Genomic DNA, 21,592 nt, shown 5'->3' on the forward strand with positions numbered 1-21,592 from the left:
CGTCCCTCGCTCTCCATCATATTAGTTCATTCATTCAACTAGAGTAATCTCGACTCCGCTGGTCTTAATTGTGCCACAAATTCACGGATTTGCAAAAGCCCTTCGCTGCGAGTCGCTGGATTGTCGAGAAGTGGAATAACATCCTCAACTTTACGAACGATAGCGCTACCCACTACAACTCCATCACATATACTTGCGAACCGTGCAACTTGTTCACTGGTAGAAATCCCAAAACCAACCGCTACCGGCAGATCCGTTGCTTGACGGACAGAGCTGATAAACTCTTCTACACCAGCGTGGAAAGAGGAGCGTTCCCCAGTTACACCTAATGAGGAAACACAATACACAAATCCGCTTGCACCAGTTACGATCTTGGCGATTCGTTCACTGGAGGTTGGAGCCACCAAGGGAATAAGATTCACTCCTACCTCGCGGCTGCGGCGGCGCATATCCGCGGATTCTTCAACTGGCAGGTCTGGGATAATTAACCCGCTGATCTCATGGTTGTTCACTTCCGCGAAGAAGTTATCTAATCCCATTTGCAGAACAGGATTGTAATAAGTAAATAGGATAAAGGGAAGGGTGCTTCCTGCTTGACGGGCCTTAAGCGCCGTTTCCATACAGGTTCTTACATGAATACTGCTCTTAAGAGCACGAGCCGAGGCACGTTGGATAACGGGCCCGTCGGCTAGGGGATCTGAATAAGGAACACCCAGCTCCAGCATATCTGCTCCGGCTGCCTCCAGCTCCTGAATGATAGCAAGTGTCGTTTCCAAATCGGGATCTCCTACGGTTAGGAAAGGAATCAAAGCCGCCCGTCCTTGCTGCTTCAAATTCTGGAAAGTCACATCCATACGGTTAGTGGTTTCGGTTGTCATTTCTTCTCCGCCCCTTCTGTATAGGCCAAGATCGATTCTACATCTTTATCCCCGCGGCCCGAAAGACAGATCACAATAATATCGTCTTTAGTAAGACTTGGAGCAATCTTAGCGACATGTGCTATAGCATGGGCCGATTCAAGCGCCGGGATAATACCCTCGGTCACACACAACAGCTTTAGGGCATCCATAGCTTCATCGTCCGTTACGGGAACATATTGCGCACGTTCGATATCTTTTAAGTAGGAGTGCTCTGGACCAACTCCCGGGTAATCCAGACCTGCCGATATGGAATGAGCCTCTTGAACCTGTCCATACTCATCCTGCAGCAGATAGCTCATAGAACCCTGGAATACGCCGTGACTTCCCTTGCTCATTGTGGCCGCATGGAAAGGGGTATCGACTCCTTTACCAGCCGCCTCTACACCTATCATCCCTACACCATCATCGCCAACAAAAGGATAGAACATCCCGATGGCATTACTACCGCCACCTACAGCAGCCACCAGCAGATCCGGCAGACGGCCTTCAGCCTCCAGGATTTGGCGTCTAGTCTCGTCACCGATAATACGTTGGAAATTACGAACCATCATCGGATAAGGGTGAGGGCCTACTGCAGAACCAAGCACGTAGAACGTATCATCGACATGACTGACCCAATAGCGGAGCGCCTCATTCCCAGCATCCTTCAGTGTGCGAGTACCCGAGGTAACCGGAATAACTTCGGCTCCCAGCAGCTTCATACGAAATACATTAAGCGCTTGTCGGCGTGTATCCTCTTCTCCCATGAATACCTTGCATTCCATCCCGAGCAGCGCAGCAACTGTTGCTGTCGCGACCCCGTGCTGCCCCGCTCCCGTTTCTGCAATAACCTTTGTTTTACCCATCATTTTAGCCAGAATGCCCTGACCTATGGCATTGTTAATTTTATGGGCTCCTGTGTGGTTGAGATCTTCACGTTTTAAGTATATTTTGGCTTCACCAAGATGCTTGCTGAGACGTTCAGCGTAATAAAGCGGAGTCTCCCGCCCGGAGTACTGTTTAAGAAGATAATCTATTTCAGCCTGAAAAGCGGGATCACCGGAATACTTACGGTAAGCCTCTTCCAGCTCAATTAATGCATTCATCAAAGTTTCAGGTACGTAACGTCCTCCGAAGGAACCAAAACGTCCTTGCTGATCCGGAACTTCTATCATGATTGCTTCACCCTCTCTACAAAAGCTGTCATCTTAACGATATCCTTTAGACCGTCTGTTTCTACTCCGCTGGAAACGTCAACTCCATCAGGAGCATAACCCTCCAGCAGTTCTCCAACATTATCAGGATGGAGTCCACCGGCTACGAACAGCGGAATACCTAGTGCCGCCGCTTGCTCTTTATATCCCGGGATTTTTTCCCAGGCAAATGTACGACCAGAACCGCCTTTTTGCTGAGGATCATAAGTATCCAGCAGCAGCGCATGTACAGAACCGGCAAAATCTTCGATTCTAAAGTTATTTCCATTCTTGCTGTTATCTTGTGCTGCAACTGAGACTGTCTTCCAGACTTGAACCTGTGGAAATGTTTCCTGCACCTTACGGCAAAAATCAGGTCCCTCATCACCATGCAGCTGAATCACGTCCAGCGGGACCACAGAGAGCAGCTCTCTCAATTCTTCAATCTCAGGATTCACAAAAACTCCGGTAGTCCGTGGAGCCTCTCCTGTCTTCCAGCCCTCAAGCTCAGCTATAAGCTCAGCGGCTCTTTCAGGTGTAACTTTGCGACGGCTCGGTGCAAAGACAAGTCCGATATAATCCAGAGGCAAGTGTAACATAGATTTTAGCACTTCAACGTCCTGAAGTCCACAGATTTTTACCATTGTCTTAGTCATTTCTGACACGAATCCTTCCTTCCGGCAGAGCGCCCAGCAACCCATTGATGGCATCCTCAACATTTGGTTGACGCATCAAATATTCCCCTACCAGCACTCCTTCAGCCCGTGTACCTTTTAGAAATTCAATATCCATCGGGCCGGCAATCCCGCTTTCACTAATAACGGGCACTCCTTGTGGAATAAGGCTAGCCAACATCTCCGTTGTATGCAATGATGTCTCAAAAGTTCGAAGGTTACGATTATTAATTCCGAGCAAAACATGATTATCCACTGCCTTGCCAGTTTCAAGCACTGCTTCCAGTTCACTCTGGTCATGCACCTCAATTAATACATCAAGGCTGAGATTTGCGGCAATATCTGTAAAGGCTGAAAGCACAGAAGGTGTCAAAATCGCTGCAATTAACAGCACCGCATCCGCTCCAAGCAATCGCGCCTCATAAATTTGCTTCTCATCAACTATAAAATCTTTCCGCAGCAGAGGAAGCTTCACCGCATTACGAACCTGCTGTAAATAAGCACCACTGCCTTGAAAATAATCAACATCCGTCAGAACGGATAAACAATCCGCACCTCCGGCTTCATATCCCTTAGCGATAGCAACAGGGTCGAAATCCGCTCGGATCAAACCTTTCGAGGGCGATGCTTTTTTCACTTCGGCGATAAGACCCATACTCCGATTTCTCCGATTCGTCAGCGCATCCCGAAAGCCCCTTGTTGCTGGTAATTCAGCAATCTTCCGTTCTGCTTCAGTCAAGGAAAATGTTGTACTAAGAATTTCAACTTCTCTAATCTTGGTGGCGATAATCTTATCAAGATACATAGTTAAGCTCCTTCGTCATGGCCACAAGCTGTTCCAGCTTACGGAGCGCTTGTCCCGAATCTACTACAGTCTTTGCCTTCTCCACACCGCCCGCCAACGTATCGGCAAGTCCTGCAACATAAATACAGGCGCCGGCATTCGCGAGGACAATATCCCGGTAAGGAGTCATGGCCCCTTGAAGCACAGAAGTGATGATGGCTGCATTTTCAACCGCATCACCGCCTAGAACGTTCTCCAAGGGATGCGTTTCAAGGCCTAACTCGTGTGGAGTCACTTCAAAAGTTGTTACCCTTCCCCCCCGCAATTCAGACACTTGGGTAGGCGCCGAGATACTGATCTCGTCCAGCCCATCCAAACTGCTTACCACAAGAGCACGCTTGGAGCCGAGCTCCCTCAATACGGTAGCAACGGTTTCTGTCTTGTTGCGGTCATATATTCCTAGCAATTGGCGATCAGCCCCAGCCGGATTTGTAAGGGGACCTAGCATATTGAACACTGTCCGAACACCAAGCTCGCGGCGAGGTGCGGCGGCATGACGCATAGACGGGTGATAAATTTGCGCAAAGAGGAAGCATATCCCGATGTTATCCAAGCACTGCCGAGCCTGTTCTGCATTCAAATGGATGTTAACACCGAGTGCTTCGAGAACATCTGCACTACCCGCTTTGCTGGTAGCTGATCGGTTTCCATGCTTAGCCACCCGTACCGAAGCCGCAGAGGAAATGATCGCTGAGGCAGTCGAAATATTGAATTTGGAAATACCAGATCCACCTGTGCCGCATGTATCCAGAAGTCTAGAGGTTTCTGTGACTACATGTGTCCCGAAGCCGCGCATAGCCTCTGCAAATCCGGTAATCTCATCCACGGTTTCCCCTTTAATTCGCAGCGCGGTCAATAATGAACCGATTTGGGCAGGGGATGCACTTCCTTCCATAATTGACACCATAATATCCCTTGCTTGCCCTCGGGTAAGGTTATCACCCTCAATCAGTCCTTTAATACCGGCTTGAATAATTTGCGTTGCTTCCATCTCTTTCTCCCCCCAGCCTTATGAATTTAGCGCTTAATCTCTATGATTCAATCCTTGTTCAAGGTGTATACTCATACAAGTAATCCTGGTTGATAACCTCATTTTGTTTTACCGCCGGCGGGAACATCGCTTCAGCCATTCGAATCGCCTTCAACATCCCTTTGGCTTTGTTAACTGTCTCTTCGTATTCCTTCTCCGGAACTGAATCCCAGACGATACCCGCACCTGCCTGAACATACGCCCGCCCTTTCCGAAAAATAATGGTTCGTATTGTAATGCATGAATCCATATTTCCCGAAAATCCGAGATATCCAATAGCTCCGGCATAAGCACCACGGGCTTCCTTCTCCAGCTCAGCTATAATTCCCATAGCCCGCAACTTAGGCGCACCGGAAACCGTACCGGCAGGCAAACAAGATAGGAAAGCATCAAAGAAATCCTTATCTTCCCGCAAAGTCCCCGAGACATTGGATACTATGTGCATAACATGCGAGTACTTTTCAATCTCCATAAAAGAATCGCATTTCACGGATCCGAACTTGGAAACTCGACCTAAATCGTTGCGTCCCAGATCGACCAGCATCAAATGCTCTGCCCGCTCTTTTTCGTCCTCCAGGAGTTCTGCGGCAAGTGCCCGATCCATAGCTTCGTTCTCACCCCGTGGACGCGTTCCGGCAATGGGGCGTGTCTCAAGCCGATCCCCATCCACTTTGACAAGTGCTTCAGGTGAAGTTCCGACAATGATCTCATCATCCATTTTCAAATAGTACATATAGGGGGATGGGTTCAAGGTCCGCAACAAACGATAGACATGCAGTGGTGACACTTCAGTATCGATATGGAAACGTTGGGATAATACAACCTGGAAAATATCTCCGGCACGAATATATTCCTTAGCTTGCTCTACATTGCCAATGTATTGTTCCTTGGTGAGGTTGGATTGTATATCGCCAAGTTCGATGTCCGAAGGGATGCTGCGACGGTTCACATTCTCCTTCGGACCTTCCTTTTGCAAATCTTCTGCCATAGCCTCCAGCTTGTCGCTAAGCTCCTCGTAATTGGCTCTGATATCGGAGTCGGTGTCACCGTCTTTAATATGCAGGTTGCCGACAAGAAGAATTTGCTGCTTCACATGATCGAACACAATGATCCGATCACAGAACATAAAGCGGATGTCATCCATATTAAGATCGTCATTAGCATGAGACGGTAGCTTTTCATAATATTGCAGCAGGTCATATCCGAAAAAACCAATAGCCCCACCTGTGAATGGTGGCATTTCATCAAGCTTAGGACTACGGTAGGAACGAAGTAGTGCCTTAAGCTCTTCAATGGGTTTGCCGTTGAGTTGCTTCTTTTCTCCACCGCATTCCACGTTGATTACACCTTTTTTACCGGAAATCATTAGAAAGGGATCACTGCCTATGAAAGAATAACGGGCCCATTGAATGCCGCCCTCCACACTTTCCAGTAAAAAGGCGCGGTCACGTCCTGCAAAACGCTGAAAGATTCGGATGGGTGTCTCCATATCGGCAAGCAGCCGTTTGACAACAGGAATCAAATTATATTGCTTGGATAGTTTTACTACTTCCTGGGCGCTGGGGTTCGTCATTATGAGCCCTCCTTAGGGAATGTTATAGGTGTTAAAATACAGAAAAACCTCCACCGAAGTAGAGGTTTATGTAAGTAAGTATGTTAAAAAGAGCATAGTATCGGCTTCGAAATCTACAGAATGGCATCATTTCAGGATACACTGATATCACAAATAAACTCCAGCGTAGGATTAAATGATGAACCCTGTACAACGTAATCCGATTATACTAATAAATCCATAGCACTCTGCTCAACTATACTCTACTCAACTAACTCTGCTCTACTCGACTAATTACACTATACATGAAGCTCACAGTTATTTACAACCCCGAGCTTTAGATTATGATTTACTTTGGGATAAATCAGGACGCAGTCTCTGGGCCTCATTCAGATAGACATGCTGAATATCCCTTTGGCTCTTGTCTGTGTTAACTTGTACCATCAGTCTGATACATTGCGGCAGACTTCCTTTAACAGGTATTTCTGTTGAACACATCAACGGCACCATTTCCCAGCCTTCAATCTCGCGGATGGCCCGCGCCGGAAATGTTGCATCCAGATCTGCAGTCATCGTAATCCATACACTGCAAATATCTTCCGCTATTACATCATTGCGTTCGACAATCTCACGAAGCAATACCACGGTCTCATGTAAAATGTCGGTTTCCTCATTGCGGGTAACCGTTGTTGCTCCGCGAATCCCCCGGTTTACCACGGGCTTCCCTCCTTCTTAAGCTGTGTTAAAACCTCACGTACAGCGGTCTCAGGTACATCATTGATGATGCTGACTGAACCGATGGAATTCGGAATAACGAAGGTCATTTTGCCTTCCTTAAACTTCTTGTCATGCATCATAGCCGTCATCAACTCTTCTTCATCATAATGGGACGGGAGAGTCACCGGAAGAGAGAGGGAAGACAGCATGGAAACGGTCTCCTCATATATAGACTTATCACGGCCCAGCTTATGAGCTAAAAGCGCAGCACCGGCCATGCCTATGGAAATAGCCTCACCATGCAAAACCACACCGTAACCGCTAACAGCCTCAATGGCATGACCAATGGTATGTCCGAGATTCAGAATGGCTCTGAGCCCTTGTTCCCTCTCGTCAACTGCTATCACATCGGCCTTGATTGAACAGCCTCGTTCCAGTGCGTAGCCTAGTGCTTCAGGATTTAAATCCAGAAGCTCCGAAGCATGCTCTCGACACCAGTAGGCAAAGTCACGGTCTACAAGCAGACCATGCTTCACGACTTCAGCCAGCCCGGAAGATACCTGACGCTGCGGAAGTGTACTCAGCGTATCCAAATCATACAGGACCATTGATGGCTGATAGAAGGCACCTATCATATTTTTAGCAAGAGGGTGATTTACTGCAACCTTGCCTCCAACACTGCTGTCATGTGCAAGAATAGTGGTGGGTATTTGCATAAAGCCGATTCCCCGCATATAAGTAGCAGCCACAAAGCCTGCCAAATCACCAACTACACCGCCACCCAGAGCGATTACAGCAGAACTGCGGTCTAAGCCTGCCTTGATAGCTGTTGTCATTATTTCTTCGAAGGAAGTCAATGATTTCGAAGCCTCACCGGAAGGAATAATATGACTAACCACTGTATAACCCTGTTCACGAAGGCGGGATTCAAGATCCGCTAAATAAAGAGGGGCTACGGAGGTGTCACTAACGAGCAACAGCGGACTACGGACCGGATAACCAGCTTCGACACACCTTGCACCGATATTTTGTAAAAGCCCGCTACCAATGTGGATAGGATAAGAACGTTCGCCCAAATCTACCGTTATACTCCGCATAATTAATAGCTCTCCAGCTGTGACAGGTAATTGTTATAGTTAGCTTTAATCTCTTCGATGGAATCTCCGCCGAACTTATCCAGGAATGCCTTGGCGATTTCCCAAGCAACTACATTCTCAAGCACGACACAGGCTGCTGGAACCGCACATGCATCCGAACGCTCCACCTGAGCTGTGAAAGGTTCCTTGGTATCAATATCTACACTCTGTAAAGGCTTGTACAGTGTCGGAATCGGCTTCATCACACCGCGTACCACAACAGGCATCCCGTTTGTCATACCGCCTTCAAATCCTCCCAAACGGTTGCTTGCTCTGTAGTACCCTTGCTCCGCATTGTACATAATCTCGTCATGCACTTGTGAACCGCGCAGTCGGCCGGCTTCAAAGCCTATTCCGATTTCTACACCTTTAAATGCGTTTATTGACATTACAGCTCCGGCAATCGCTCCATCCAGCTTGCGGTCCGACTGTACATAGCTGCCCAATCCTACCGGAAGACCTTCCACAATACACTCGACAATTCCTCCGATAGAATCGCCTTCCTCTTTGATTTTGTCTATGTAAGACTCCATCTTCAGTTCTGTTTCTTTATCTACCACTCGTACCGAGGACTGTTCCGTTAATTCGATTAATTCATCAATAGGTAATTGGTTAGCCGGTGCTTCAATTTCGCCGATCCGAATAACTTGACCTGCTATCTTGACACCAAAGACTGCCAACAGTTGTCTTGCAACAGCACCGCAAGCCACTCTCGCTGCCGTCTCCCGTGCACTGGAGCGTTCCAGAACATTCCGGAGGTCCGTCAGATTATATTTCAATCCGCCATTCAGATCCGCATGCCCAGGACGCGGCCGGTTCACCCTGCGTTTTTCTTCATCGCTACCTGGAATAGGTTCAATATTCATAATGTTCTTCCAATGGGTCCAGTCCTTGTTCTCTACGACCAAGGCAACTGGAGCTCCGGTCGTGAAGCCGTGACGAACTCCGCCGACAATTTGAGCCGTATCCTTCTCAATCTGCATCCGCCGTCCTCGTCCATAACCTTTTTGACGCCGTTGCAACTGAAAATTAAGCTCCTCAAAATTCAGTGTAAGATTACTAGGTAAACCTTCAATAATGGCTGTTAGCTGGGGCCCGTGCGTTTCCCCCGCCGTCAAATAGCGTAAACTCATGCTGCGTTCCCCCTTCACACTTTTAAACTGTAAACCGCTAAAATCCTTATGATCTTTGCTCATTATAGTATAGGGAATCCTCTTTGACAAGAAACTGATGTTAGGATTATAAGAAGAAAAGGCTTTGCCGTCCTTAATGAAGCCTATGCTTTCGAAGCAGCGATACCCATATCGCTTTCAGGTATCCGTTTCTCGTAGAAATATAAGCAAAGTATACTGAAAACTTATACTTTCTTATATCTAAACAAAAGCGCCGTCCCTACCCTTACGGGTAGAGACGACGCCTTCAGACTTATACTGGAGATCAGATCAGCCTCCGATGGGCTGCCTTTGCTCTGGAAAAGCCCGCTTACTCTCTTCTTGTTGAAGAAGACGCTTAAGCTGCATTTCCTCCACACCAAGGATTTGCCCGCATTCGTGAATCGTAATAAATCCGCGTCTATAAGCGGCAATAACCTTGCTTTTGTCCATGGTTTGCTAACGACCTTTCACTTATCATACTGAGTCTACTATGCAGTATCAGTCTTTACAGGTGAAAGTATACGCAGAAACATTTATGGATATGTACTAGGCTTTATTTTTTACGATAGAAGAACGTCTCCGTGGATTCGAAGTTGTATTGGGATGGCGTGAAGATCTGCTCTGTGCTTCCTACGAACAAATACCCGCCGGGACGAAGACTACTGGAGAACTTTTGGTAAAGTTTGTTCTTGGCCTCTTCAGTAAAATAGATCATTACATTACGGCATATTATAAGGTCAAAGCCTTCATCAAACTTGTCTAGCAACAGATTCTGTTTGCGGAAATCGATATTCTTTTTCAAGGAATCACTCACCTTAAAGATCGGCCCTTCAGGTGTAAAGTAACGCTGAGCTACATCCTGAGGCACATCTTTAAGCGAACGCTCCAGGTAGATGCCCTGTTTAGCTTTGGCCAATGCACCGTCATCAATATCCGTAGCCAGAATACCCGTCTGCCCTAGAATTCCTTTGTCGGACAGGATCATTGCCAGCGTATAAGGCTCTTCTCCTGTGGAACATGCTGCACTCCATACCTTCAGTCTGCGGTTCCCCTGCTGCAGTTCAGGCAGTATAACATCACGCAATACTTCCCAGCGATTGGGATTACGCCAGAATTCCGATACATTAATCGTCATACGATCTAAAAACTCATAAAATAAGGCTTTATCTTTCATCATTGCGGCAAAAAAATCAGCGAAACTATGATATCCATTCTTTACACGAAGAGTAGTCAGACGACGCTTCATCTGGGCTTCCTTGTATTGAGACAGATCGATGCCTGTACTCTTGTTAATGTTATGGATAAACCCGGTATAATCAGGATCCACGGCTGCTACTTCACGTTCGGACATAATTTTCTTCCCCTGCCTCCCGCCTGGATTCTAAATCCAAGCTGCGATGTCTTTTTGATACTGAGCTAATTCCTCAGGAGTAAAAAAATTGCTGATTTCTCGCTTCGCGCTCTCAGGAGAATCGGAACCATGGATCAGGTTAAGAGGAGTATGACTGGCAAAATCACCACGAATGGTGCCCGGTAAAGCATCGCCTACCTTGGTCTTGCCGATAAGCATCCGCGACAAGGTCACCACTTCATCACCTTCCCAGACCATTGCAAAAACAGGACCTGATGTAATAAACGAAACCAACTCTGGAAAAAAGTCTTTACCTTCATGCTCGGCGTAATGTCTCTTAGCCTGTTGTTCTGTAACCGTTAACAGCTTTGCTGCCACCAATTTGAATCCCTTATCCTCTAGACGGGCAACGATGCGGCCAATTAATCCACGCTGTACACCATCCGGTTTGATCATCAGATACGTTTGTTCCATAGGGTCCACTCTCCATTTCCATACGAATGATGTGTTTTTCGATATTTTAACAGAAACTTCTATGTCTGTGAACGATTAATATTGTACCTAGGTCCATCCGCTAATAATTTTAATAAGATCTCCCTGTAACGAAGAATGCAATATCACGCAAGTTGCGCTTCGTCTTATTATTCGGAAGGCCATCCAACGCTGCAAGTGCTTTTGAGATATATCGAGAAGCCAATTCCTCTGCCCGAGTGATGCCATCCCCGGAAAGAATAAGGTCGATAGCACGCCCCACCTCCGTCCGACCTCCGCGGATTAAATCCAATTCCACAAGTAAGCGGTCACGAAGCCTGTCATCCTCCAGACTGTAGATAACAGGGAGGGTAATGTTGCCCTGCCTCATATCGCTGCCCGGCGGCTTACCGATTTGCTTCTCTGTTCCGGACAGATCCAACAGATCATCACGGATCTGGAAGGCCATCCCCACATTGTAACCGTAGTTATAGAGTAGCCGTGCATCTTCCGGATTGGCTTCTGCAGCAAGGGCACCAAGCTGACAGCTGATAGCGATAAGCAAGGCCGTTTTGCGGCGAATCCGTCGCAGGTAATGGCGTATACTTTGCTCACTATTGAAAAAATCACGAATTTGCTCCATCTCACCAATGGACATTTCCACCATAGCTTTAGACAATATCTGGTGGATTCTCGGATTTTTTAACTCGCTGGTCATAATCAAGGCCTTAGCATAAATATAGTCGCCGGTGTACATGGCAATTTTATCGCCCCATTTAGACTTTACCGTTGGCTCACCACGCCGAAGCTCCGCATCATCAATAACATCGTCGTGTACAAGCGAAGCACTGTGGATCAACTCCAATGGAACAGCAATACGCTTCAGCTTCTCCAGATCATAATCCCCGAATTTACCCCCCATGAGAACAAATACAGGCCGGAGACGTTTCCCCCCTGCCCTCAACAGGTGCAGAGATGTCTCGGACAATAAGTCATCATCACCCTGGACGCTGCGATATAACTCTTTTTCGATATGATCCATATCTTTATTTAGCAAACCGAACATTTGCAGTCGTTTCATTCTTTCACCCTAGTCAGCAGATTGTGACTCCAAAGCTCCATTTTCACTTCCTGCGGCAGCAGACCCATTTCATAGGCATAACGAAAATAGAGATTCAGACCTTTTTGCTGCCTTTCTCCAAAATCATAACATAAATTACGGAAATACCCGTACCAGTAGGCCTCGGTCCCTCCGATGGCAATGCAGGCATCTTGGACAATGGGCGCAAGATCGTGAAGACCGAGTCTCTTGCTTGCTGCAAAGGCATCAACAATTTCCGCTATGACTTCCTGCTTTTCTTCGGCTGCTTCCCTGTTCACAGCCCAGACTGCAAAAGTCATTCCCAGCCCCGTCCACTCTTTCCATAGTTCCCCAAGATCGGTAACAATATAGCCCTGATCCTGCCAAGAGGCTCTAATGGCCTGATCCCCTATAAGCAGGCAAGCATCGGCAATCTCCATCATATCCTCCAGATCGGGATCAGCACTTATGTACTGAGGTTTTCCACCGAAAGCCTTCTCAAGTAAAATCTTCAGCAGATTTACAGAGGTTGCAGAAGTGTTGGTTACGGCGATAATCCCATTTGCCACCTCCGTTAAAGGAGCTCTAGAGAATAGCATAATAGATTTGACCGGCCCATCCGAGCTGACAGACAAATCCGGCAGAAGCAGCAGCCGGTCGCTGGCCTCAGCATAGGCAAAAGAAGATAACGCCCCTACATGTATAGTGCCTTGGCTCATTCCCCTATTGAGAACCGCAGGCACCTCAGACACCATTTCTGCAGGGTATTTGAGAGATGAGGGATGAAAATTATAAAATACCGGCCATGAGTTTGTATAGCTGATCTTACCGATAACGGTGTAACCGTCACTACCCATAAGTCAACCCTCCCATCTGCGGAATAAGGCATGCTCAATATTAAAGCTGTCCAGCACCTTACCAACCATAAAATTGACGATGTCATCTAAATTCTGAGGTCCGTAATAAAAAGCTGGCATTGCCGGGATGATTCGCACTCCCAATCGAGAAAGCTTCAGCATATTTTCAAGATGTATGGCATGCAGAGGCGTCTCACGGGGGACGATCACCAGAGGGCGTCCTTCCTTAAGCATCACATCTGCTGCACGAGTCATTAAATTATCCGAGGTTCCGGCAGCGATCGCAGAGAGTGTACCCATTGAGCAAGGCATCACGATCATACCCTCCACCCGAAAGGAACCACTTGCAATCGACGCACCAATATCTGCAATAGGGTGATATAGCAGAGAACCGGGGCAGTCTTTGAACTTTTCGCTCAAAAAACCGTCCCGGTCTGAGGTATTAACGCCGAGCTCTTCTTTAAGCACACGCCAACCCGCGTTACTAATCACCAAATGCACAGTCAATCCCAGAGACAGCAGGGTTTCAGTTAAGCGAACTCCATAGACCGCACCGCTCGCACCTGTAATTCCTACTACAAAGCTCTTTGGTTTAGAGTGGGTCATTTGTAGAACTGCACCACCAAGTCAATCAAGGTAAAAGAGAACACGACTATACTGAGCACGCCATTCATCGTAAAAAATGCGGTTTGCAAACGGCTCAAGTCGCTTGGTGATACAATATGGTGCTCGTAAAAAAGTATAATATAGGCAATTAGCATTCCTGCAACATACCACCAACTCAAATCGGTAATAAACAACAGTGATACGAATCCAACACCTGTAAGAATATGGAACACCCGAGCGATAAGAAGAGCACGAGCGACACCAAATCGAACGGGAATCGAGTAAAGACCTTCTTTGGTATCAAACTCAACATCCTGACAGGAATAGATAATATCAAAACCCGCCGTCCAGAAAACAATCGTGAAATAGAATACCATTGCCGTCCAGTCTACAGTTCCTGTTACCGCTACCCAACCTCCAAGCGGTGCTAATGCGATCGTCAAACCAAGAATAATGTGACATGCCCATGTAAAGCGTTTGGTAAAAGAGTAAAAGACAAGTAAAAAGACGGCAATCGGCAAAAGTTTAGTGGATAAAGGGTTTAACTTAAAGGCGGCCCAAAATAGCAAAAAGAATGAAAACCCGATAAATAAAATCACTTCTCCTGCTTTCAGAAGGCCTGCTGGAATAGCTCTCCCGGCTGTCCGGGGGTTTTTGGCGTCACTAATACGGTCGATCAGACGATTCAGTCCCATGGCCGCACTGCGTGCCCCGAACATTGCAATTACAATCCAACCAATCTTACTCCATGATGGCAATGATCCATACATAACAACAGAACCAAGTAATGCCCCCATAAAAGCAAAAGGCAAGGCAAACACAGTGTGTTCAAACTTGATCATTTGTAAAAAGATGCCCATTTTCTTAAACATCCAATTTCTCCTTGAGTCCAATATGAAGTGCAGCGATGCCACCGGTTAAAGGATAAGACTCGACCTTTTGAAGTCCGGTTTCACGAAAAATAGTAGCCAGCTTTTCCCGATCGGGGAAAAGAGCCAGTGACTCAGGAAGCCATTTGTATTGTTCATAGCTCTTAGCGAACAACTTGCCCAGTAAGGGAAGCACGCGTTGGAAATAAAAATAATACACGCCTTTGAACGGCTGAACTGTAGGTTTGGAAAGCTCCAGACACACGACCATACCTCCGGGTTTCACCACCCGCTTCATTTCGTTAAGCACCTGAACAAGATCAGGCACGTTGCGCAGTCCGAAGCCAATGGTTGCATAATCAAAGGAGTGATCCCCGAATGGAAGATTCATTGCATTGCCCTGTACGAGCGAAATCCGGTCTTCAAGACGGTGTTCTTTCACTTTGCGTTGGCCAACCTCAAGCATTCCAGCGCTAAAATCCAATCCAATGACCGAACCGGTCTTGGTGGTTTCCGCCATTGTAATACTCCAGTCACAAGTCCCGCAGCATAAATCGACTGCATTGTCTCCTAACTTCATGGCCATCTTCTTCATTGCGAACTTACGCCACGCCTTATGGCGCCGAAAACTTAAAATATCGTTCATAATATCATAATTGCCCGCAATACTCTCAAAAACGGAGTGTACGTACTGCTCTTTGGGCTTCACAGCATTTTCTGAGGCGGCTGTTGTTTTCTCTATAGACATGATTAACCCTCCCCGGCAGCTTGTCCCGTAATTTTCATCTGGAGCAGGAATCGATCCAGCACAGCACTTAATTCTTTAATTAAGCTTTCATCTTTAACACCTTGCAGTATTCCTTGAATGGTCTCCACTGATTGATGTAATTTGTCCTTCAATAGTGAATCACATTTATATTTCATTGTTAGTTTCTTCCAGTCCCTATGGTCGATATTCTGATTCTGCAGCAGGGGCTTCTCGTCTTCTGTCACTGCGTTCAGCAAATGCAAATAACAGTAACCGTCAATGGCTCCCGTAGGTTCTACGCTTCGACGCAGCTCCATAACTACCGTCTCACAATGGCAGAACTCCCGTAGCAGACTTTGCCACAGATCCGCAACGGATTCTTCGATCAATGGGGTAAAAGAAAGGAACAGCTGCATATTCAGCTGTACCGTGTGTCGCAGATATTGTTCCGCTGTGAGCAGCATTCTCCGCATTTTACTGTATAGATTTGCCTTCATTACATTTAATTCAGCAATGGCCGTACTGAGGGTACCAACCATCTCAATCTGTTCGCTTTTTGCGAGTAATTGGTAAAACCAACTGCTAAAGTAATCTCCAGCAAGCACCTTAAGCTGACGGGAACGCATAGTATCTTTGTCAGAATCCCCATTAGAGCGGTCAATGACTTCATGGGTATCCAGCCCCAGCTGTACAAGTGTGGTTACTAATGTATATAATTCTCCGTTATGTTGCGGGCCCGAGGCGCCATGATTGAGAAATATATATAACAAATGTCCACGGACATCAGGAAATGGCGGCAATTCCGCATGCCGCTGAATCATATCGTAGTCTGTATAGGGTTTAGCTAGCTGTGGTATGCGGTACGGTTTCATTTCAGCCTCCGAGCCAATGACATTATGACAATTTCTTTGTTCACAATCTTGTCTATTATATCACATGTTTTTTTGTCACGCATCGTGGATGGTCCTAGTTTCTTTTACCCTGTTCAGGGAGATATGAACTGCTTTTTCCATAGATCACTTTCGCTAATCCGAAAACCCATTTTAATCCGATCCGAAAGGGGAGTATTCGCGGTAGAATCAAGCTCTCGCTGCAGCTCGCGTGACCATTCGGTGCGTCTGATGTCACCCGCCAGCAAAAGCCTACGACTTCCTAACCACTTATCCTCAACTATGACACGCAACAGTAGCTCGTTCACATTAGGTGTATCTTGAAAAGCGAAGGAAATAACCTTTGACATATCCTTATATATTGCCTCCGGGTCGGGGTCATTGCTTGTGATCTTCAAATCCAGTGACAGAATATTATTCTCCCAGCCCGCGCTGTCAATAGATAACATTAGAGGCAGTGAACCCAACTGATCAACGAGATTGTCCTCATCAAGAACCTTATCCCTCCCGCCAATGAAAGTCTCCAGCACCCCATGCTCCGTCTGAAGGAGAGAATCCACTTCAGCCAGCTTAGGCAGCAATATAGAAGATGCTGCACTTAGCAGCAGAACAGCACCGATCCACCATCCCCGGTTCATGGACCTTCCCCCTCTATCCATCGTATCCGTGTCTTTCGTCCTTTATACGATTGTCATACTTACTTATATTTCGAAAAAAAGCAGGCTATGCCTGCTTTTCAGCTTTCACTCTCCAGTTGTCCGTGTTTCGTCCAAATTTCAGCTTTGCCGCGAATTTTCATCGCCGAGGTATGATCGGTAAATTGAGCGATGAGCACCTCGCCTTTATCCAGCTTTTCCGTATGGTGGAACCTTGTATCCAGACCTCGGGTCAGCCCGATTACTTGAACACCGTTTTCCTTCGCTTTAACTACGATATAATCGCTTCCAGTAGGAATGGGGCTGCCGGTATTATTGTTCTCATTCATCTCTAATCCTCCTCTGAACCTATTAATTTCCTTTTATGCTTTCAAAAAACAAATGCCGCCTTGGAGGGCGGCATTGTTGTTGTAACCAAATAAGGAATGGGATATGTAGAAATCTTTATTTGATTCCGTCTTTAAGAGCTTTACCCGGTTTGAATGCCGGAACTTTGCTCGAAGGAATTTCGATTTCTTCACCAGTTTGTGGATTACGGCCTTTACGTGCGGAACGCTCGCGCACTTCAAAGTTACCAAATCCAACCAGTTGTACTTTGTCACCGCCTTGTAGAGCTCCCGTAATGGCTTCGAATACAGCATCTACTGCTTTGGTAACATCTTTCTTGGGAAGTTCAGTTGCTTCCGTTACTGCGTTGATCAAATCTGATTTGTTCATGTCTTCTCACCTCCCCGACCAATGTGTTGCAATATCACTCACTGTTTCCGTTTCAGCGTAAAATATACGTGATAATCCCGCTTCATGCAAGACTTTGGCGCCCAGTGACCCTGAAGCGCAACAAACTTATAGTAATACAGCGCAATCATAATTTCAAGGCGTTACTTAAAAAAGGAGTAGAAAGTATTAACTTTTCGGTGATAAAACACTGATTTCTTAGACCTATATCCTTCAAAAAACGTAAAGGGACTTTCCCTGGTGCCCGCTCCGCGAACGGACCGTTGCTCCAATCGCGGTCATAAACAAAAACAAGCCGGTCTCCAATGCCTCAGAGACTGGCTTGTTCTTAAGTCTTCACATCTTTGTAGTGTAGAAGTTCTATTATTCTTAGAGGATAATAGCGATCAAACCGCCTGAGCCCTCGTTAATAATACGTCCGAGTGTTTCCTGAAGCTTATAGCGGGCATTATCCGGCATCATGGCGATCTTACCTTGAATGCCTTCACGAACGATGGAATGCAGTGATCTTCCAAAAATATCCGACTCCCAAATCTTGATCGGGTCATTCTCGAAATCCTGCATCAGATACCGTACCAGCTCTTCACTTTGCTTCTCGGTTCCGATAATCGGAGAGAACTCCGATTCTACATCAACACGGATCATATGAATCGATGGGGCTGTCGCTTTCAAACGAACCCCGAAGCGCGAGCCTTGGCGGATTAGCTCCGGTTCATCAAGTGCCATTTCCGCCAGCGAAGGAGCTGCAATTCCATAGCCGGTGGTCTTAACCATCTCGAGTGCTTCTGCAAACCGATCATATTCGCGTTTGGCATGCGAGAATTCCTGCATTAACTGCAGCAGGTGATCCTTGCCGCGGATCTCAACGCCTACAACTTCCATCAATACTTGATCATAGAGCTCTTCTGGAGCGTATAGATCGATTTCGGCTACTCCCTGCCCCATATTCATTCCGCTGAGGCCGGCTCTGTCAATAAATTCATACTCTGAAAATTGCGCTACAAGACGGTCTACATCCCGCAGGCGGCGGATATCCTTCACTGTATCACGAACAGAGTTTTCGTAGCTGCTACGCAGCCAATGATTCTCATCCAGTACCATAACCCAACTAGGCAGGTTAACATTTACCTCGTGTACCGGGAACTCGTAGAGCACCTCGCGAAGAACCCCAGTAACATCATCTTCAGTCATATTCGCAGCACTAAGCGTCATAACCGGAATATCATACTTGGCGGCAAGTTCTCCGCGAAGCTGCTGTGCTTCCTCGCTGCGTGGTCGAGTAGAGTTGATGACAAGCACGAAAGGCTTGCCGACCTCTTTAAGCTCCGCGATCACACGTTCTTCAGAATCCACATAAGAACTGCGCGGAATCTCAGCAATCGTACCGTCAGTAGTGACTACTACTCCCAGAGTTGAGTGTTCCTGAATAACTTTTCGCGTGCCGATTTCTGCTGCTTCCTGGAACGGGATGGGTTCTTCGAACCATGGGGTTGAGATCATCCGCGGTCCATTTTCATCCTCATAGCCTTTGGCGCCATCTACAGCGTAGCCTACACAATCTACCAGCCGTACATTCACCTCAAGCCCTTCCGCCACCTTGATTTGGACAGCGTTGTTAGGGACGAATTTCGGTTCCGTTGTCATAATGGTTTTGCCTGCCGCACTTTGTGGAAGCTCATCTATTGCCCGTACACGATCTGCTTCATTCGTGATGTTAGGCAATACAATCGTCTCCATAAAACGCTTAATGAATGTCGATTTTCCCGTGCGGACCGCGCCGACGACTCCAAGATAAATGTCTCCGCCGGTTCGCTCGGCAATGTCCTTGAAAATATCCACTTTTTCCAAAAGAGATCCCCTCCTCATATTACTCCGAAGAAAAAATGCCTGAAGAGCATCGACTTCGCGTTCCGCCGGCTTTCATGACCTGTTAGGGACATTAACCGGGCTTTGCGTATGCCCGCCCGAAGCTTAGCCGCTTACGATGACGGAACGTACTGCCCCGCGCTAAACTCCGAATGCTCGGACATGCATTTGGACTAGTATCATCATATGTATCCAGTACGAATTTATGACCTGCAATTGCGCAATTTGATTTATGATTTTCTAATGAGGTAGTGTACGCATGCAGTCGTAGAGCGCCCGGAACCTTTCTCATCAATCATATGAGGACGGGATCTTGAAAAGAACTACTATTTATGGCACAACCTAAAGAAGTCGCTAGTTCCATACTAGAGGGTCTCTCCAGCTGGAAGTAGCGATCTTGGTTTCTTAGGATATTGAAATTAATGCGGCGGCTGAGGGAAAGGCTGTTCGTTAATCCACAAATAAGGTAAGGATTTAACAGGAACATAATAGGAAGCCTCCTCCAAATCAATCCTCAGATCCCTATTCTGTTGCCCCGGTCCCCCATTTTTATTAATTACGGTCATAATGTCAAAAACATAATCAACGTATACATTCCCGTTTTTATCCATAATAAACGGAATTTCCTGACCTGAATATACACTGGACAGCTTAATCGTTGCGGTTCCCGCCTTTTTCGAATCCATCGAATAGAGCCCTGGATAAATCTCTTCACCAATGGGAAGAGCTCCTCCATGGGCAGACTTAAACCGAGTTACTTGAAGCTGTATGTCGTTTACCTTCTGAACCGTCTCAAGATCCATTACTTTTACGGTCGGGTTGCTCTCTTCATTTAAAATAAGAAAATAAGCACTTCCGCCCTTCTCAAAGGCTGTGGCCGGAATGTCATCCAGATATCCTTTTTTATTCAGCATGTCCAGATCAATTCTGAATTTTTCATATCTCGGAGTGGTTATCTCCGCATTGATTATGGGCAGAACGCCTTCTTCTTGCTTGTAATCATCCACAGCCGATTGAATCCTTTTTACACTTTCGCGGTAATTCACCGAAGTCCGTCCTTCTTCTTTATTCGGGTACAGACATCCAGAGAGTGAAAAGGCCAGAGAAAGCAGTATACTCATCATAATTAGGGTGCGGGTCGGGAATTTCCTCTTCGCTCGTATGTATCTCACCGTGTCATTCCCCCTCTTCTGTCATCCTTCTATTGACATAGTGTCCTACCACAAATCTTCTTCCTCTCCACGCCGCGCAGCCTCCAGCTTACGGCGAACTGCGGCCTTTAAGGGATCTTCAGGAACAGTCACGGTCACATTCTCCCACACGGCCGTCTGGCAGGCCAAACGTACTCCCTGATGCAGTAAGCTGCCGAGCTTGCGACGTTCTGCATCGCCCGGAGGCCGCACTGCTGACGCATCCTGTTCTTCTACCCTTACCTTACACATAAGACAGCCTGCCTTACCTCCACATCGCGTGGTAATGGCTACACCCGCCTTACGGGCAGCCTCTAAAAGCGTAACACCCCGGGGCACCACAGCTTTTCGGTCATCCGGCTGAAATATTACTGTCAAACCCTGTTGAGATTTCATGATGTCACTTTCCTTTCTTACACGGGAGACAAAGATACTGACAATTGCTGTTCAAGTAAACGTAAATGGGACTCCTCCAATGTATTGCGGTGGGTCAAAGACTGAAGCAGCGGCAAATGGCTTCCTAAATCCATTCTCATTACCGCAGCTATGCTTTCATAGCGGTCACTCCGCCCTCGAAGAATATTGAACACAAATTCATGAGCCAAGGGCATTAACCGCAGATATCCTATACCTTCAAAATATGTAAGAGGGGCATCATTGAGCAGTAGGCTTGTCTCAACTATATATTGTGAATAACCGGAACAAATCTTGAAGCCGCAGACCAGTTCTATAGGGTAAGTTCCAAACCTGTAATGACTCATAACGGAGAAACAATCCTTGCTGTAGTTTTCCTCTGGGTGATCAAGAGACCAATGACTTAAAGCATTATGCAGAGAATCGGTCTCTCCCAGATCGGCATACAAATCAATATCACGAGGCGGTTTTGCCAGAGGTACATCATGAAGCTGCAGCCCGCAGCTTCCACCCAGCAACCACAAGGATGAGTTTCCCATCCTATCCCTGCTCAATAAATTGCATACACTCCTCAACGTTTCACGTAGTTCAGGTGGCATCTCTGCAGCAGCCATACCCTCACACTCCATTTCCACAAAATAAAGGCTCAATTGATTATG

At 46.8% G+C, this 21,592-nt stretch carries 25 protein-coding genes; all 25 read right to left on the reverse strand.

The window, feature by feature from the left end:
* Positions 1–38 precede the first annotated feature (38 nt).
* The gene (trpA, locus tag J2T20_RS06415) at positions 39–878 is read right to left on the reverse strand and encodes a tryptophan synthase subunit alpha (RefSeq protein WP_307586695.1); all 840 of its coding nucleotides are present in this window, start codon (positions 876–878) and stop codon (positions 39–41) included.
* Positions 875–2,074, reverse strand: a complete 1,200-nt coding sequence (gene trpB / locus J2T20_RS06420; protein ID WP_307586697.1) for a tryptophan synthase subunit beta — start codon at positions 2,072–2,074, stop codon at positions 875–877. Before trpB ends, trpA begins: the two co-directional genes overlap by 4 nt.
* Complete coding sequence (locus J2T20_RS06425) at positions 2,071–2,748, reverse strand: phosphoribosylanthranilate isomerase (RefSeq protein WP_307586698.1); 678 nt, start codon at positions 2,746–2,748, stop codon at positions 2,071–2,073. The genes trpB and J2T20_RS06425 overlap by 4 nt, the downstream gene beginning before the upstream one ends.
* Positions 2,741–3,571: an indole-3-glycerol phosphate synthase TrpC gene (trpC, locus tag J2T20_RS06430; RefSeq protein WP_307586699.1), complete on the reverse strand. Its 831-nt coding sequence runs from the start codon at positions 3,569–3,571 to the stop codon at positions 2,741–2,743. Before trpC ends, J2T20_RS06425 begins: the two co-directional genes overlap by 8 nt.
* Positions 3,561–4,601 (reverse strand): anthranilate phosphoribosyltransferase, encoded by a 1,041-nt coding sequence (gene trpD / locus J2T20_RS06435; RefSeq protein WP_307586700.1) that lies wholly within the window; start codon positions 4,599–4,601, stop codon positions 3,561–3,563. Before trpD ends, trpC begins: the two co-directional genes overlap by 11 nt.
* A 58-nt stretch (positions 4,602–4,659) precedes the next feature.
* Entirely contained in the window at positions 4,660–6,213 is a 1,554-nt protein-coding gene (gene trpE / locus J2T20_RS06440; RefSeq protein ID WP_307586701.1) for an anthranilate synthase component I, read from the reverse strand.
* Between the two features lie 321 nt (positions 6,214–6,534).
* Complete coding sequence (aroH, locus tag J2T20_RS06445) at positions 6,535–6,909, reverse strand: chorismate mutase (RefSeq protein ID WP_307586703.1); 375 nt, start codon at positions 6,907–6,909, stop codon at positions 6,535–6,537.
* A complete protein-coding gene (gene aroB, locus J2T20_RS06450; protein WP_307586705.1) occupies positions 6,903–8,006 on the reverse strand; it encodes a 3-dehydroquinate synthase in 1,104 nt (367 codons plus the stop codon). Before aroB ends, aroH begins: the two co-directional genes overlap by 7 nt.
* A gap of 2 nt (positions 8,007–8,008) precedes the next feature.
* Positions 8,009–9,178: a chorismate synthase gene (aroC, locus tag J2T20_RS06455; RefSeq protein WP_307586707.1), complete on the reverse strand. Its 1,170-nt coding sequence runs from the start codon at positions 9,176–9,178 to the stop codon at positions 8,009–8,011.
* A 309-nt stretch (positions 9,179–9,487) separates the two neighbouring features.
* Positions 9,488–9,649 (reverse strand): hypothetical protein, encoded by a 162-nt coding sequence (locus J2T20_RS06460; RefSeq protein ID WP_307586709.1) that lies wholly within the window; start codon positions 9,647–9,649, stop codon positions 9,488–9,490.
* A gap of 103 nt (positions 9,650–9,752) precedes the next feature.
* Positions 9,753–10,550, reverse strand: a complete 798-nt coding sequence (locus J2T20_RS06465; protein WP_307586711.1) for a CheR family methyltransferase — start codon at positions 10,548–10,550, stop codon at positions 9,753–9,755.
* Positions 10,551–10,580: 30 nt separating this feature from the next.
* The gene (ndk, locus tag J2T20_RS06470; RefSeq protein ID WP_307586713.1) at positions 10,581–11,024 is read right to left on the reverse strand and encodes a nucleoside-diphosphate kinase; all 444 of its coding nucleotides are present in this window, start codon (positions 11,022–11,024) and stop codon (positions 10,581–10,583) included.
* A gap of 109 nt (positions 11,025–11,133) precedes the next feature.
* On the reverse strand, positions 11,134–12,102 hold the full coding sequence (locus J2T20_RS06475) for a polyprenyl synthetase family protein (RefSeq protein ID WP_307586715.1): 969 nt from the start codon (positions 12,100–12,102) through the stop codon (positions 11,134–11,136).
* Positions 12,099–12,959, reverse strand: a complete 861-nt coding sequence (locus J2T20_RS06480) for a menaquinone biosynthetic enzyme MqnA/MqnD family protein (protein ID WP_307586717.1) — start codon at positions 12,957–12,959, stop codon at positions 12,099–12,101. The genes J2T20_RS06475 and J2T20_RS06480 overlap by 4 nt, the downstream gene beginning before the upstream one ends.
* Before the next feature lie 3 nt (positions 12,960–12,962).
* On the reverse strand, positions 12,963–13,565 hold the full coding sequence (locus tag J2T20_RS06485; protein WP_307586719.1) for a UbiX family flavin prenyltransferase: 603 nt from the start codon (positions 13,563–13,565) through the stop codon (positions 12,963–12,965).
* Entirely contained in the window at positions 13,562–14,437 is an 876-nt protein-coding gene (locus J2T20_RS06490; RefSeq protein ID WP_307586721.1) for a UbiA-like polyprenyltransferase, read from the reverse strand. The genes J2T20_RS06485 and J2T20_RS06490 overlap by 4 nt, the downstream gene beginning before the upstream one ends.
* Positions 14,430–15,182 carry a demethylmenaquinone methyltransferase gene (locus J2T20_RS06495; protein ID WP_307586723.1) on the reverse strand — a complete coding sequence of 251 codons (753 nt, stop codon included), beginning with the start codon at positions 15,180–15,182 and terminating at the stop codon, positions 14,430–14,432. The genes J2T20_RS06490 and J2T20_RS06495 overlap by 8 nt, the downstream gene beginning before the upstream one ends.
* Positions 15,183–15,184: 2 nt before the next feature.
* Entirely contained in the window at positions 15,185–16,054 is an 870-nt protein-coding gene (locus J2T20_RS06500) for a heptaprenyl diphosphate synthase component 1 (protein WP_307586724.1), read from the reverse strand.
* A 113-nt stretch (positions 16,055–16,167) separates the two neighbouring features.
* Positions 16,168–16,710 (reverse strand): hypothetical protein, encoded by a 543-nt coding sequence (locus J2T20_RS06505; protein ID WP_307586726.1) that lies wholly within the window; start codon positions 16,708–16,710, stop codon positions 16,168–16,170.
* Positions 16,711–16,808: 98 nt separating this feature from the next.
* Positions 16,809–17,057 carry a trp RNA-binding attenuation protein MtrB gene (gene mtrB, locus J2T20_RS06510; RefSeq protein ID WP_307586727.1) on the reverse strand — a complete coding sequence of 83 codons (249 nt, stop codon included), beginning with the start codon at positions 17,055–17,057 and terminating at the stop codon, positions 16,809–16,811.
* Positions 17,058–17,172: 115 nt separating this feature from the next.
* The gene (locus J2T20_RS06515; RefSeq protein WP_036657196.1) at positions 17,173–17,445 is read right to left on the reverse strand and encodes an HU family DNA-binding protein; all 273 of its coding nucleotides are present in this window, start codon (positions 17,443–17,445) and stop codon (positions 17,173–17,175) included.
* Positions 17,446–17,832: 387 nt separating this feature from the next.
* Entirely contained in the window at positions 17,833–19,311 is a 1,479-nt protein-coding gene (gene spoIVA / locus J2T20_RS06520; RefSeq protein WP_036657199.1) for a stage IV sporulation protein A, read from the reverse strand.
* 437 nt (positions 19,312–19,748) lie between these two features.
* The gene (locus J2T20_RS06525; protein ID WP_307586730.1) at positions 19,749–20,501 is read right to left on the reverse strand and encodes a hypothetical protein; all 753 of its coding nucleotides are present in this window, start codon (positions 20,499–20,501) and stop codon (positions 19,749–19,751) included.
* A 45-nt stretch (positions 20,502–20,546) separates the two neighbouring features.
* A complete protein-coding gene (locus J2T20_RS06530; protein WP_307586731.1) occupies positions 20,547–20,915 on the reverse strand; it encodes a 2Fe-2S iron-sulfur cluster-binding protein in 369 nt (122 codons plus the stop codon).
* 17 nt (positions 20,916–20,932) lie between these two features.
* The gene (locus tag J2T20_RS06535) at positions 20,933–21,472 is read right to left on the reverse strand and encodes a hypothetical protein (protein ID WP_307586732.1); all 540 of its coding nucleotides are present in this window, start codon (positions 21,470–21,472) and stop codon (positions 20,933–20,935) included.
* Positions 21,473–21,592 lie beyond the last annotated feature (120 nt).

It is taken from the genome of Paenibacillus wynnii, from assembly GCF_030812855.1.
Lineage (GTDB): Bacteria > Bacillota > Bacilli > Paenibacillales > Paenibacillaceae > Paenibacillus_AQ > Paenibacillus_AQ wynnii_A.

Coding starts and splice junctions, on each gene's coding strand:
- ndk (WP_307586713.1), bottom strand. CDS start 11,024: ATGGAACAAACGTATCTGATGATCAAACCGGATGGTGTACAGCGTGGA.
- trpD (WP_307586700.1), bottom strand. CDS start 4,601: ATGGAAGCAACGCAAATTATTCAAGCCGGTATTAAAGGACTGATTGAG.
- J2T20_RS06535 (WP_307586732.1), bottom strand. CDS start 21,472: ATGGGAAACTCATCCTTGTGGTTGCTGGGTGGAAGCTGCGGGCTGCAG.
- J2T20_RS06530 (WP_307586731.1), bottom strand. CDS start 20,915: ATGAAATCTCAACAGGGTTTGACAGTAATATTTCAGCCGGATGACCGA.
- J2T20_RS06495 (WP_307586723.1), bottom strand. CDS start 15,182: ATGTCTATAGAGAAAACAACAGCCGCCTCAGAAAATGCTGTGAAGCCC.
- J2T20_RS06500 (WP_307586724.1), bottom strand. CDS start 16,054: ATGAAACCGTACCGCATACCACAGCTAGCTAAACCCTATACAGACTAC.
- J2T20_RS06475 (WP_307586715.1), bottom strand. CDS start 12,102: ATGAAACGACTGCAAATGTTCGGTTTGCTAAATAAAGATATGGATCAT.
- trpB (WP_307586697.1), bottom strand. CDS start 2,074: ATGATAGAAGTTCCGGATCAGCAAGGACGTTTTGGTTCCTTCGGAGGA.
- J2T20_RS06425 (WP_307586698.1), bottom strand. CDS start 2,748: ATGACTAAGACAATGGTAAAAATCTGTGGACTTCAGGACGTTGAAGTG.
- aroB (WP_307586705.1), bottom strand. CDS start 8,006: ATGCGGAGTATAACGGTAGATTTGGGCGAACGTTCTTATCCTATCCAC.
- J2T20_RS06480 (WP_307586717.1), bottom strand. CDS start 12,959: ATGGGTAGTGACGGTTACACCGTTATCGGTAAGATCAGCTATACAAAC.
- aroC (WP_307586707.1), bottom strand. CDS start 9,178: ATGAGTTTACGCTATTTGACGGCGGGGGAAACGCACGGGCCCCAGCTA.
- J2T20_RS06490 (WP_307586721.1), bottom strand. CDS start 14,437: ATGTTTAAGAAAATGGGCATCTTTTTACAAATGATCAAGTTTGAACAC.
- J2T20_RS06515 (WP_036657196.1), bottom strand. CDS start 17,445: ATGAACAAATCAGATTTGATCAACGCAGTAACGGAAGCAACTGAACTT.
- trpA (WP_307586695.1), bottom strand. CDS start 878: ATGACAACCGAAACCACTAACCGTATGGATGTGACTTTCCAGAATTTG.
- mtrB (WP_307586727.1), bottom strand. CDS start 17,057: ATGAATGAGAACAATAATACCGGCAGCCCCATTCCTACTGGAAGCGAT.
- J2T20_RS06465 (WP_307586711.1), bottom strand. CDS start 10,550: ATGTCCGAACGTGAAGTAGCAGCCGTGGATCCTGATTATACCGGGTTT.
- trpE (WP_307586701.1), bottom strand. CDS start 6,213: ATGACGAACCCCAGCGCCCAGGAAGTAGTAAAACTATCCAAGCAATAT.
- J2T20_RS06505 (WP_307586726.1), bottom strand. CDS start 16,710: ATGAACCGGGGATGGTGGATCGGTGCTGTTCTGCTGCTAAGTGCAGCA.
- J2T20_RS06460 (WP_307586709.1), bottom strand. CDS start 9,649: ATGGACAAAAGCAAGGTTATTGCCGCTTATAGACGCGGATTTATTACG.
- J2T20_RS06485 (WP_307586719.1), bottom strand. CDS start 13,565: ATGACCCACTCTAAACCAAAGAGCTTTGTAGTAGGAATTACAGGTGCG.
- trpC (WP_307586699.1), bottom strand. CDS start 3,571: ATGTATCTTGATAAGATTATCGCCACCAAGATTAGAGAAGTTGAAATT.